Genomic DNA, 12,581 nt, shown 5'->3' with positions numbered 1-12,581 from the left:
CATCATGAGATGGGAGTACATAATGAGTAAAAAGGACTTTACTAAAAACGAGATTAAGCGATTATCATCTAATAAGTACGTTAGATCTGTTAGTTCAAAAAGCATCACTTATACAGATGAATTTAAACACATATTTATAGCGGAAAAAGAGAAAGGGAGGTTTGCCAGAGACATATTTGAAGTATGCGGATTTGACGTTGAAGTTTTAGGAACAGAAAGGATTAAATCAGCGAGTAAAAGATGGCAAAAAGCTTACAATCAAGACGGGTTAATGGGACTACGTGACACGAGAGCTGAAAATTCAGGGCGTACAAAGGAAAAGGAGCTTTCCATGGAGGAGAAGAATGCTCGCTTAGAAGCTCAAATTAACTTACTAAAGGCGGAAAACGAACTTTTAAAAAAGATTCGGTTCGCGGAAAGGGGGATGAAGAAATAGTCCTTCCCCCTAGCCAGAAGTATATCCTCATTCGTACTGTGATTGAAAAGTATCAACTGAAACATATGGTTAAATATCTTTGTGAATTAGCTGGTGTCTCAAGAAGCGGGTACTATAATTACTTTTCATTAAAGTCACAGGAACACAGGAAACAACGAGATAAAGCCGATCAAAAAGTGAAGAAGGTCATCCTAAAAGCTTTCCATTTTAAAGGTCGTAAGAAAGGGGCACGTCAAATTAAAATGACATTGGCGGGTCAATTTAGTGTTGTCTACAATTTGAAGCGGATCCGACGAATCATGAAGAAATACAACATTATTTGTCCTATTAGGAAGGCCAACCCTTATAGACGAATGATGAAAGCTACACATGAACATCGGACAATGCCAAACTTATTGAATCGGGAGTTTAGGCAAGGTATTCCAGGAAAAGTCCTCTTAACAGATATCACCTATTTATTTTACGGTAAAAATCAAAAGGCTTACTTATCAACCATAATAGATGGTACCTCTGGACAAGCTTTGGCTTATCATGTGTTAGACCGCCTAACGATGGACTTAGCTACAGACACTCTTTTAAAGTTAAAGAAGAATAGAAACTTCAAGAAAGCAAAGGATGCTTTCATTCACTCGGATCAAGGATTTCATTACACAAGTCCTGCTTTTCAAAAGTTAGTGAAGAAGATGGGATATCATCAGTCGATGTCAAGACGAGGAAACTGTTGGGATAACGCCCCTCAGGAATCTTTCTTTGGCCACCTTAAGGATGAAGCCTCTATTAAAGAATGTTCAACTCTAGATGAAGTAAAAAAAGAAATGAAACGATATATGACCTACTACAATCACTATAGATACCAGTGGAATAGAAATAAGATGACCCCTGTTCAGTACAGAGATCATCTTATTAAGGCTGCCTAGGCTTTTTAAAAATGTCCTTTACAAAGGGTACACTTTAAACAACCGCTTTGGCTTTTTTCTACTTTTTTCTAGGAAATAAGGGGGACTTTATACATAAGGTGTGGTAAGCTGATAAAGACAACAAAGATTATTCGACAAATCCAAGTATTTCCTCCTTTAATTATCGAATATGGTCGAAAACAGGAGGAAACAATAGAAATTCTAAGTAAATCAGAAAAAAGCTATTATTTTTCGAAAAATAAAAAGGAATATCATGGTGATTGTCGAAATCGTATCCTATGACAAATTAACAGGAATCGAGGAGGTTGTATTGTGCAAAAAATAAAAGTGAGTATTGCTGATGATAATAGGGAATTAGTAAACCTACTAAATGAATACATTTCTTCACAAGATGATATGGAAGTTGTAGGTGTAGCTTTTAATGGGCAAGAATGTTTAAACACGGTGGAAGAGCAACAGCCGGATGTGTTGGTATTAGATATTATTATGCCTCACCTAGACGGATTAGCTGTTCTAGAGCGTATGCATCAAATGGGTTTGCGTAAGAAACCTAATATTATTATGCTGACAGCTTTTGGTCAAGAAGATGTGACCAAAAAAGCAGTAGACCTAGGTGCATCTTATTATGTGTTGAAACCTTTTGACATGGAAGTGTTGATCTCAAACATCCGGGAAATTGGCGGTACAAAGCGTTCATTTGTACAAAAGTCTTCGTCTACACTTTCTTTTGCACAATCAAATCACTCCAATGATCGCGGCTTTAATTTAGATGCAAGCATCACCAATATCATTCATGAGATTGGAGTACCCGCACATATAAAAGGATATATGTATCTACGTGAAGCAATTACAATGGTATACAATGATATTGAATTATTAGGTTCTATTACGAAGGTGCTCTATCCAGATATTGCAAAGAAATTTAATACGACATCAAGCCGTGTAGAACGTGCGATCAGGCATGCGATTGAAGTGGCGTGGAGCAGAGGAAATATCGATTCCATTTCAAGTTTATTCGGTTATACAGTTAGTCATACGAAAGCAAAACCAACAAACTCAGAATTTATCGCAATGGTTGCGGATAAACTTCGAATCGAACATAAGGTATCTTGAAAAGGTAAGAATCAAGAGCCGAATTAAGAAGACCGGTTGCCTGTCATAATGCAGGCAGCGGGTCTTTTTATTCTCATTTATAGTAATTTTTTTGTATCTGTTCATACTAAAGGCAAACAGGATGAGAGAGGGTTCGATGATGAGTCAAGTGATTTTGGGGCCGATCTATGAGAATAAGCAAACGAAAAAGTTAATTCATCATATTCCAAAAGGGTCAATCGCATTCCTATGGCATGAAGATATTGATTCTGTCTCCGCAAGCGGTCTGATTGAGCGGGGAGTAAAGGCTATTGTAAATGCTTCAACATCGATGACTGGGAGATATGAGCATTCAAATATCGAGATGTTACTATCGGCTGGAATACATGTGTTTGATATAGTCTGCATGATGGATAAACAGAAAATATTTGACGGGGAAGAAGCGCTAATTATTCAAGATAAGCTTTATGTGAAATCCTTTGATGGATATGAAGAAATTGCGGCCGTTGCTTCCTATAATTCACAAGTGGTTAATCAATTAAAAGGACTGGCAAAAGCGTCGTATAGTTACCGGTTTGATGATTTCATTACGAATACGCTTGATTATGCTCAGAAAGAAAAAGCAACCTTTATGTTAAAGAAACATCTACCGGAAGTGTTTGACCGTCTAGAAAAACAAAAAGTACTGATCGTAGCTAGAGGCGGGGGGTATGAAAAAGATTTAGCATATGCTAAAAAGCTGTTAAATCAAGCGGACTTAATCGTGATTGCCGTTGACGGAGCAGCAGACGGACTTAGGAAATTAGGCTACCAACCTGACTTTATTATTGGGGATATGGATTCAGTCAGTGAAGAATCGCTGCAGTCAGGGGCGGCACTTGTTTGTCATTCATATGAAGATGGATATTCTCCCGGCAGCACGCGGTTATCGAGTTTAGGACTGTCTTATCAAACCCTTTCTTTGGTCGGAACAAGTGAAGACATGGCTATTCAAGCTTCTTATTGGTCTAATGCTGATCATATTTATTTAGTTGGCTGCAGGTTTGGAATGAGGGATTATCTTGAAAAGGGTAGGCCAGGAATGGCATCAAGTGTATTAGCTAGAATTCAGGCCGGTGATTGCTTAACAGACCTTAAAGGGATTCATAAGCTTGAGAAAAATCACTTAGGCACGATTGTTAATCGGATGAAACAGTTAGAAGCTGTTGTGAGTGAATGGGTAAAAAAAGCAGCTGATAAGAAGGATTGGATTCGAAAAAAAGGGGCATTTCATCATGAGTAATGTCTCAGTGATTATTCCTGCTTATAACGAAGAAGTATTCATTAAAGAGACAATTGACGCTCTGCGCCATATACCTGGATTGCTTGAAATTATTATTATTAATGATGGAAGTACGGACCAAACGAGTACAATCGCTCATCAATATGCAGATCATGTTATTGACCTTTCTCAAAATAAAGGCAAGGGCCATGCATTGAAAATTGGCTGGCAAGCTGCAAGGGGGGAATTCATTGCATGTGTAGATGCGGATCTTGGAAGGTCTGCAGTTGAACTAAAAAATCTCATAGTCCCCATACAAGATAATCTGGCGGATTTAGTGATCTCTAAGGTGAAAGCTGGTGATAGAGCAGGTTTTGGCTTCGTGAAGAGAAGAGCGCAATCGATTATTTTAAAGTATACAGGAGCAATGATAGAGGCCCCTTTATCCGGTCAACGAATCTTTCATCGCAAATGGCTCGATCTGTTACTTAACGAAGAATATAATGGGTTTGGTGTGGAGACAAAGATGACGATTGACTTCCTATTAGCTGGAGCAGTGGTAAAGGAAGTGGAGACTCGCATGACCCATAGAGAAATGGGGAAGTCTCCTGCTGGTTTTATGCATCGATTAAAGCAGTGGATTGATATTGAACGTCAACTGAGAGTTATTAGAATGCGATCCGTTCGAATGAGAGTGGTGGAGAAATGATCGCATTACTTATCACTGTTCCAATCATTGCATATATCAGTATGATTGCTTTTCGTTCACTTGGTTGGACTGTGGTCAATTATGAAGGAAAGGCCGTTCCATACAGCTTAGGGGTAATCATTTTGTATGGCTATGCCACTTATTGCATGATTGTGCCTGAAGTAACGTATGCCATTGCATTTTCTTATCAAGCTCTTGCTTATGTTGTGGGGATTTGGTTTTTAGGTTTTATAGATGATCGTTACGGGACAAAGGAACCAAAGGGACTTCGCGGGCATTTATATTTTGTATGGACTAAAAAAATCCCGACAACAGGACTTATTAAGTTGATAGGGACCTTTATTTTATCATTGCTTTTTGTGTATCACCTGCACACAACGTCTATATATGAAGCATTACGCTATTTTTTATTGTTAAGCTGGCTGCCTCATCTAGCAAATTTGTTTGACACCAGGCCGCTTAGAGTATGTAAATTCACCACAATTATTTTGATTCCAATCCTCCTAAGCTACCCAGCTCCTGCCTTTTTTCTTTTAATATACGGACTGGCTATCTTTTATTTGTGGTTTGTACTTGAAGGCCATAGGCAGGCTTTGCTTGGCGATAACGGATCAACGACCGCAGGAGCAGTCTTAGCGATCATTATTATTCAATTTACACCCACGCACATCCAATGGTTGATCGTTTTTGGGGTAGGATTTTTAATTTTCCTTGCTGAGCGTATCTCTTTTTCAAAAGTAATCAATGCTTCAGGAATCTTAAAATGGCTTGATGGGATTGGGGTTCCATTCCAGCAAAAATAGACGAGAAACTCATTGAAGTATCAGGGTTTCTCGTCTTTTTTGTTGGTTTCGTTTATTGTTTTCGTTTTTTAAAGCGCGGGGCAATCTTTCCGTTCTTTTTATCGCGATGAAAGATAAATCCGCCAATGAATCCTAATCCTGCTAAGAATAAAATAAAGCCTGCAATAAATTGAACAGATAAATTGGGATAAGGAGTGTTAAGCAACGTAAAAATAGTATCTCTCATCAGTTTTATTCCATAGCCCGCAATAACGGCTGGTATCACAAGAATCATTAGTGCAATAAATCGTCCCATAATCAATCCTCTTTCATTTCTACAATGATCATCTCTACAATTATTATAGAACTTACATATCAAACGTTAACGAGTGATCTGTTCGCTCATATTCATCTTAATAGTAACGGAAAATCGGAACCTTGTACATGATGAAGGTTGCATGTTCATTAAATTTACGTAATAGTGGATAGTAGAGAAAGCGTTTTATTTGAAGGGGAATAGGGGAGAACCCTTTTTGAGACTGGAGGGATTGTATGAAAAATGTACTTCTTATAGGGGCAGGTATAGGGGGAACAGCTCTTTTACAAATGCTCTTAGACATGGAACATATAGAAGTTCAAGCAGTCATAGATGTAGATCTTAAGGCAAAAGGAATAGAACTCGCCAAAAGACATCACATTAAAACAAACTCTAATTGGAAAGAGTATTATACAGAAGATATAGACATTGTGTTCGAAGCGACAGGACGCAAGGATGTGTTAGAGTCGCTTCAAGCTCATATAAAAGAAGGGACTACAATTGTGCCTTCTCGGATTGCTCGATTATTTTTTACATTAATTGAAGAAAAGGACTTTCTTATTCAGAAGCTTAATCAGCATTCTTCTATTCAAGAAACGATTCTTAATTCTACCCATGACGGGATGATTGCCGTAAATGCTGAATCGCAAGTGTTGTTTTTTAATAAAGCTGCATCAAAAATGTCAGGAATTAAATCAGAGGATGCAATAGGTGTACATATTCAAGAAGTGCTTCCAAACAGCGGGCTCCCTAGAGTGATACAAACGAAAAAGGAAGAACATAATAAAAAGCAGCATTTTGAGAATGGGACGACAATTTTAACCACGCGTGTTCCAATGTTTGAAGAGGATAAATGCATTGGCGGATTAGCTATCTTTAAAGATGTTACAGAAATTGTTGAGATGGCTGAACAAGTAACAAATTTAAAGAGCATACAAACGATGCTTGAAGCGATTATTCATTCTTCTGATGATGCGATCTCAGTGGTTGATGAGCATGGGAATGGAATCATGATTAATCCAGCCTATTCAAGGCTGACCGGTCTCAAAAAAGAAGAAGTCATTAATCAGCCCGCAACGGCAGATATTTCAGAGGGCGAAAGCATGCATTTAAGAGTATTGGAAACACGTAAAGCAGTGCGCGGTGTACCCCTAAAAGTAGGTCCGAGTAAGCGTGATGTTATTGTTAATGTCGCTCCGGTAATCGTCGATGGACAGATTAAAGGAAGTGTAGGAGTGCTCCATGACGTCTCAGAAATCAAGTCGCTAAATAAAGAATTAAAACAAGCAAAGCGGCTGTTAGAATCATTGAAAGCGAAATATTCGTTTGATGAAATTGTCGGTTCCTCCCAAGAAATGCAAGTGGCGATTGAGCAAGCGAAAATTGCGGCTTCTACACCAGTTACCATTCTCCTCAGAGGGGAATCAGGTACCGGTAAAGAATTGTTTGCACATGCGATACATAATGAAAGCAATCGCAGGCATTATCCGTTTATACGAGTAAATTGTGCGGCTCTCTCTGAAACGTTGCTTGAAAGTGAATTGTTTGGATATGAAGAAGGAGCATTTTCAGGAGCACGCAGAGGCGGAAAAAAAGGATTGTTTGAAGAGGCTGAGCAGGGAAGTATTTTCTTAGACGAAATTGGTGAATTATCAAGCAATATGCAAGCGAAACTTCTTCGTGTACTGCAGGAAAAAGAGATTGTCAGGGTGGGCGGCACCAAAGCCATCTCTATTGATGTCAGGGTAATTGCAGCTACAAATGTACACCTTGAGCGCGCTATTGTAGAAAAAGAATTTCGTGAGGATTTATATTACAGACTCAATAAAATGCCTATTTATATACCGCCGCTAAGAGAAAGAATTAATGATTTATCTCAATTAGCCAAGCACTTACTAATGAAGCTGAACGAAGACTATGGCCGTTACGTCCATGGCCTGACAGAAGATGCCCTCAATTATTTAAAAACGTATCATTGGCCGGGGAATGTCCGGGAATTAGAAAATGTGCTGGCTCGTGCGATGATCTATATGGAAGCGGGATCTACAAAAATAACGAAACAGCATCTGCCTATTCTAACAGAGGAAACGCCGCAGATCTCTTCTAATCAACCTGCTTTTAGAGATGAACATAAAACATTACAAGAGCTGATGGAGGAATATGAGCGCAGTGTGATTATGAAATCAATTGAGGAGTGTGCCGGTAATAAAACAGCCGCTGCCAAACGACTAAATATCTCGATTCGCTCACTTTATTATAAGCTTGATAAAATGGATATTGACTAAATTTGCATGCAATTATTTGCAGGGTATGATAAAATTTGCATGGTTGTTTGTTAGAAATGGAATGAATAACAGAAAAAACAACTTAAAAAAGGCTGTGTTAGGTTGGCACAGTTTTTGCAATACTAGTAAGTAGCATGAACAAATGAGTTTATTTGTATTTGAGGAGGATGTAAGATGGAACTTTTTAAAGATATGGAATTTCACGACTACGAACAAGTGGTTGTATGTCAAGATAAATTATCAGGCCTAAAAGCCATTATCGCTATTCATGATACGACTCTTGGTCCAGCTTTGGGTGGAACAAGAATGTGGATGTATGACACGGAAGCAGATGCTTTTGAAGATGCACTTCGCTTAGCTCGTGGAATGACATATAAGAATGCAGCTGCAGGATTAAATTTAGGCGGCGGTAAGACAGTTATTATCGGAGATCCTCGTAAAGATAAGAACGAAGAAATGTTCCGTGCGTTTGGCCGATATATTCAAGGGTTAAATGGTCGCTACATTACAGCTGAAGACGTTGGAACAACTGTACAAGATATGGATATTATTCATGATGAGACAGATTATGTAACAGGTATTTCTCCTGCTTTTGGTTCATCAGGAAACCCATCACCAGTAACTGCATACGGAGTATACGTGGGGATGAAGGCAGCTGCTAAGGAAGCATTTGGTACAGATGATTTAGCAGGGAAAACGGTAGCCGTTCAAGGCGTAGGAAACGTATCTTATAATCTATGCAGACATTTGCATGAAGAAGGTGCGAACCTGATTGTAACCGATATCCATAAAGAATCTGTAGAGCGTGCTGTAAATGATTTCGGTGCTAAGGCAGTAGATGTAAATGATATTTACGGGGTAGATTGTGATATTTTCGCTCCATGTGCTCTAGGTGCTATCATCAATGATCAAACGATTCCACAGTTAAAAGCAAAAGTGATTGCTGGGGCTGCTAATAATCAATTGAAAGAAGAGCGTCACGGGAACTTAATTCATGAAATGGGTATTGCTTATGCACCAGACTATGTGATTAATGCTGGCGGTGTAATTAATGTTGCCGATGAATTAAATGGGTATAACCGTGATCGTGCAATGAAAAAAGTTGAAGGAATTTATGATAATGTAGCAAAAGTATTTGAGATTGCTAAACGTGATCATCTGCCAACTTATAAAGCAGCTGACCGCATGGCAGAAGAAAGAATTGAACGCATGCGTCGCTCTCGCCGTCAATTCCTGCAAAATGGTCACAGCATTATTTCTCGCAGATAAATCTTTATGTGAAAAAGATTTAAATGAAAAAGATTTACCTGAAATAAAGGAGTGAATAGGATGGCTGAAGAATATGATCTTGTCGTACTAGGTGCAGGGACTGGCGGTTACGTAGCCGCCATCCGTGCTGCTCAGCATGGCTTAAAAGTAGCAGTGGTAGAAAAAGAAAAGCTTGGAGGCACTTGCTTACATAAAGGATGTATACCGAGTAAGGCGTTGCTTAGAAGCGCCGAGGTATTTGAGACAGCTAAACGCGCTGATGATTTTGGTGTACAGACAGGTGAAGTATCTCTTGATTTCACAAAAGTCCAAAATCGTAAAGAAAGTATTGTAGATCAATTACACCGAGGTGTACAACATCTCATGAAAAAAGGGAAGATCGATGTTTTCGAAGGAACAGGCCGTATTTTAGGTCCTTCTATTTTCTCTCCTACACCAGGAACCATCTCAGTTGAAATGGCAAATGGGGATGAAAATATGATGCTGATCCCTCAAAACGTTATTGTTGCTACAGGGTCATCTCCACGTACATTGCCAGGGCTTGAAATAGATGGGACCCATGTCCTTACTTCCGATGAGGCTCTGCAGCTTGAAACACTTCCTGCATCAATCCTGATTGTAGGTGGCGGAGTTATTGGGATTGAATGGGCTTCAATGCTGCATGACTTTGGCGTAGACGTAACAGTGATTGAATATGGAGCGCAGATTCTCCCTACTGAAGATAAAGACATTTCAAAAGAAGCTGCGAAAATTTTAAAGAAAAAAGGTATTAAAATCGTTACAAATGCTAAAGTAATGGCGGACACGATTGAAAAAGGTGACAGCGTTTCCATTAAGGCAGATGTTAATGGGAAAGAAGAAACCTTTACTGCAGAGAAACTTCTTGTTTCCGTAGGACGAACGGCAAATGTAAAAGATATCGGACTTGAGAACACTGATATTCAAGTAGAAAACGGTGTTATCTTAGTTAATGAGTTCTATCAAACAAAAGAATCTCATATTTACGCGATTGGAGATGTGATCGGAGGATTGCAATTAGCTCACGTTGCTTCTCATGAAGGGATTATTGCAGTGGATCACATAGCAAGGAAAAATCCTGACCCGATCGATTATGATACGGTATCTAAGTGTATCTACAGCCATCCTGAAATGGCAAGTGTAGGCATCACTGAGGAAGAAGCCAAAAAACGCGGACATAACGTAAAAATCGGACAATTCCCGTTTAAAGCAATTGGAAAAGCACTTGTATTTGGTGAAACAGATGGCTTTGTGAAAATTATTGCAGATGCTGATAATGATGATGTGCTTGGGGTTCATATGATCGGACCGCATGTAACAGATATGATTTCAGAAGCGGCACTTGCTAAAGTTCTTGATGCTGCTCATTTTGAAGTGGCTCATACGATTCACCCACACCCGACACTCTCAGAAGTTATCGGAGAGGCAGCGTTAGCAGTAGAAGGCAAAGCAATACACTCTTAATTCACTTCGTTTAAAAGGAGGAAATACAATGGCTGAAAATCGTCATCAATCATTAGGGCTCTCTGATGAAAAGGTGTTAGAAATGTATGAAACAATGCTTTTAGCACGTAAAATTGACGAGCGTATGTGGTTATTAAACCGAGCAGGTAAAATTCCCTTTGTAATCTCTTGTCAAGGACAAGAGGCGGCACAAGTGGGTGCTGCATTTGCGCTTGATCGTGAGAAGGATTATATCCTGCCATACTACCGCGATATGGGGGTAGTATTGACATTTGGAATGACAGCTACGGACTTGATGCTTTCAGGTTTTGCAAAGGCAGAAGATCCAAACTCTGGCGGTCGTCAAATGCCAGGTCACTTTGGTCAAAAGAAAAACCGTATTGTTACTGGTTCATCTCCTGTTACGACACAAGTTCCTCATGCTGTTGGGATTGCACTTGCAGGAAAAATGCAGGGTGAAGATTTTGTTACCTTTACAACATTTGGTGAAGGGTCTTCTAACCAAGGAGATTTCCATGAAGGAGCAAACTTCGCTGGAGTCCACAAACTGCCGGTTGTTTTAATGTGTGAAAATAATAAATATGCCATCTCAGTACCAATCGAGAAGCAATTAGCATGTGAAAAAGTATCTGATCGTGCTATTGGTTATGGTATGCCTGGTGTAACAGTAGACGGAAATGATCCACTAGCTGTGTATGCGGCTGTTAAAGAAGCTGCAGATCGCGGACGCAGAGGGGAAGGTCCTTCTTTAATCGAGACAGTATCTTATCGTCTAACTCCTCACTCTAGTGATGATGACGATCGTGCATACCGCTCTCGTGAAGAGGTAGAAGAAGCGAAGAAGCTCGACTCGATTATTACTTTTGCTGAATATTTACGCGAAGTGGGTCTTCTAACAGATCAATCACTTGAAGAGATGGAAAAACGCGTAGCTAAGATTGTTAATGATGCGACAGAGTATGCGGAGAACGCACCGTATGCTGATCCAGAAAGTGCGATGAAGCACGTGTACGCAGAATAGAAGGGGGGATTTCTCATGGCAGTTATTTCATATATCGAAGCTGTAACATTAGCGCTTAAAGAAGAGATGGAGCGCGATGAAAAAGTATTTGTACTTGGTGAGGATGTTGGTGCTCGCGGCGGGGTATTCCGAGCAACGAATGGTCTTTATGAAAAGTTTGGAGAAGAGCGTGTTATTGATACACCGCTTGCAGAGTCAGCTATTGCTGGTGTAGGAATTGGTGCGGCAATGTATGGAATGAGACCTGTTGCTGAGATGCAGTTTGCAGATTTTATTATGCCTGCAGTCAACCAAATCATTTCAGAAGCAGCCAAAATTCGTTATCGCTCAAATAATGATTGGAATTGTCCAATCACCATTCGTGCCCCTTATGGCGGCGGCGTACATGGTGCACTTTATCATTCACAATCTGTGGAGGCTATTTTTGCAAGTGTTCCTGGCTTAAAAATTGTAATGCCTTCCACTCCATATGATGTGAAAGGTTTGTTAAAAGCAGCCATTCGTGATGAAGATCCAGTTCTATTCTTTGAACATAAACGCGCATACCGTTTGATTAAAGGTGAAGTTCCAGAAGAGGACTACACACTGCCGATTGGTAAAGCGGATGTGAAACGTGAAGGTGATGACATTACCGTCATTACATATGGTCTTTCCGTACATTTTGCTCTTCAAGCAGCAGAACGTCTTGAGAAAGATGGTATTTCAGCTCATGTTCTTGATTTACGTACGGTTTATCCACTTGATAAAGAAGCAATCATTGAAGCGGCTAGTAAGACAGGTAAAGTACTTCTTGTGACAGAAGATAATAAAGAAGGCAGCATTATGGGTGAGGTAGCTGCTATTATCGCTGAACATTGCTTATTTGATCTTGATGCACCTGTCCAGCGTCTTGCAGGACCAGATGTACCTGCAATGCCTTATGCACCTACTATGGAAAAATACTTTATGATTAACCCAGATAAAGTTGAAAAAGCAATGCGCGAGCTTGCAGAATTCTAATCGGAGGGATCC

Annotated in this window: 11 protein-coding genes; 10 read left to right on the top strand and 1 reads right to left on the bottom strand. The window is 39.7% G+C overall.

The window, feature by feature from the left end; translation table 11 throughout:
• The first annotated feature begins 22 nt into the window (after positions 1-22).
• From BPOF4_RS21675 to BPOF4_RS12940, 5 genes are all read left to right on the top strand, one after another.
• Positions 23-1,353 (top strand): IS3 family transposase gene (locus BPOF4_RS21675; RefSeq protein ID WP_235806211.1). Its coding sequence is split into 2 segments (ribosomal slippage): positions 23-404 and positions 404-1,353, totalling 1,332 coding nucleotides; the frame shifts between segments, so codons are not numbered across the junction.
• A 312-nt stretch (positions 1,354-1,665) separates the two neighbouring features.
• Positions 1,666-2,466 carry a sporulation transcription factor Spo0A gene (spo0A, locus tag BPOF4_RS12955; protein ID WP_012959640.1) on the top strand — a complete coding sequence of 267 codons (801 nt, stop codon included), beginning with the start codon at positions 1,666-1,668 and terminating at the stop codon, positions 2,464-2,466.
• 136 nt (positions 2,467-2,602) lie between these two features.
• Entirely contained in the window at positions 2,603-3,727 is a 1,125-nt protein-coding gene (steA, locus tag BPOF4_RS12950) for a putative cytokinetic ring protein SteA (RefSeq protein ID WP_012959639.1), read from the top strand.
• The gene (locus tag BPOF4_RS12945; RefSeq protein WP_012959638.1) at positions 3,720-4,415 is read left to right on the top strand and encodes a glycosyltransferase family 2 protein; all 696 of its coding nucleotides are present in this window, start codon (positions 3,720-3,722) and stop codon (positions 4,413-4,415) included. The genes steA and BPOF4_RS12945 overlap by 8 nt, the downstream gene beginning before the upstream one ends.
• Positions 4,412-5,218 (top strand): hypothetical protein, encoded by an 807-nt coding sequence (locus tag BPOF4_RS12940; RefSeq protein ID WP_012959637.1) that lies wholly within the window; start codon positions 4,412-4,414, stop codon positions 5,216-5,218. The genes BPOF4_RS12945 and BPOF4_RS12940 overlap by 4 nt, the downstream gene beginning before the upstream one ends.
• Before the next feature lie 52 nt (positions 5,219-5,270).
• Here the strand turns inward: BPOF4_RS12940 and BPOF4_RS12935 are convergent, their stop codons facing one another.
• Positions 5,271-5,513, bottom strand: coding sequence for a DUF2627 domain-containing protein (locus tag BPOF4_RS12935; RefSeq protein ID WP_012959636.1), 243 nt, complete (start codon positions 5,511-5,513; stop codon positions 5,271-5,273).
• A 236-nt stretch (positions 5,514-5,749) separates the two neighbouring features.
• Here BPOF4_RS12935 and BPOF4_RS12930 point away from each other — a divergent pair, with 236 nt between their 5' ends.
• From BPOF4_RS12930 to BPOF4_RS12910, 5 genes are all read left to right on the top strand, one after another.
• The gene (locus BPOF4_RS12930; protein ID WP_012959635.1) at positions 5,750-7,798 is read left to right on the top strand and encodes a sigma-54 interaction domain-containing protein; all 2,049 of its coding nucleotides are present in this window, start codon (positions 5,750-5,752) and stop codon (positions 7,796-7,798) included.
• Positions 7,799-7,972: 174 nt separating this feature from the next.
• Positions 7,973-9,067, top strand: a complete 1,095-nt coding sequence (gene bcd / locus BPOF4_RS12925; protein ID WP_012959634.1) for a branched-chain amino acid dehydrogenase — start codon at positions 7,973-7,975, stop codon at positions 9,065-9,067.
• Between the two features lie 60 nt (positions 9,068-9,127).
• Positions 9,128-10,549, top strand: a complete 1,422-nt coding sequence (lpdA, locus tag BPOF4_RS12920; RefSeq protein WP_012959633.1) for a dihydrolipoyl dehydrogenase — start codon at positions 9,128-9,130, stop codon at positions 10,547-10,549.
• A gap of 28 nt (positions 10,550-10,577) precedes the next feature.
• Positions 10,578-11,570, top strand: coding sequence for a thiamine pyrophosphate-dependent dehydrogenase E1 component subunit alpha (locus BPOF4_RS12915; RefSeq protein WP_012959632.1), 993 nt, complete (start codon positions 10,578-10,580; stop codon positions 11,568-11,570).
• Positions 11,571-11,585: 15 nt separating this feature from the next.
• Positions 11,586-12,569 (top strand): alpha-ketoacid dehydrogenase subunit beta, encoded by a 984-nt coding sequence (locus tag BPOF4_RS12910; protein WP_012959631.1) that lies wholly within the window; start codon positions 11,586-11,588, stop codon positions 12,567-12,569.
• Positions 12,570-12,581: the final 12 nt, after the last annotated feature.

It is taken from the genome of Alkalihalophilus pseudofirmus OF4 (assembly GCF_000005825.2).
Classification (GTDB): domain Bacteria; phylum Bacillota; class Bacilli; order Bacillales; family Bacillaceae_D; genus Alkalihalophilus; species Alkalihalophilus pseudofirmus.
This window is presented reverse-complemented; position numbering and strand designations above follow the sequence as displayed.

Bases quoted from the DNA above. Each gene is read 5' to 3' on its own strand.
- BPOF4_RS12935 (WP_012959636.1), bottom strand. From the start codon at position 5,513: ATGGGACGATTTATTGCACTAATGATTCTTGTGATACCAGCCGTTATT.
- steA (WP_012959639.1), top strand. From the start codon at position 2,603: ATGATGAGTCAAGTGATTTTGGGGCCGATCTATGAGAATAAGCAAACG.
- BPOF4_RS12930 (WP_012959635.1), top strand. From the start codon at position 5,750: ATGAAAAATGTACTTCTTATAGGGGCAGGTATAGGGGGAACAGCTCTT.
- lpdA (WP_012959633.1), top strand. From the start codon at position 9,128: ATGGCTGAAGAATATGATCTTGTCGTACTAGGTGCAGGGACTGGCGGT.
- BPOF4_RS12940 (WP_012959637.1), top strand. From the start codon at position 4,412: ATGATCGCATTACTTATCACTGTTCCAATCATTGCATATATCAGTATG.
- BPOF4_RS12910 (WP_012959631.1), top strand. From the start codon at position 11,586: ATGGCAGTTATTTCATATATCGAAGCTGTAACATTAGCGCTTAAAGAA.
- BPOF4_RS12945 (WP_012959638.1), top strand. From the start codon at position 3,720: ATGAGTAATGTCTCAGTGATTATTCCTGCTTATAACGAAGAAGTATTC.
- bcd (WP_012959634.1), top strand. From the start codon at position 7,973: ATGGAACTTTTTAAAGATATGGAATTTCACGACTACGAACAAGTGGTT.
- BPOF4_RS12915 (WP_012959632.1), top strand. From the start codon at position 10,578: ATGGCTGAAAATCGTCATCAATCATTAGGGCTCTCTGATGAAAAGGTG.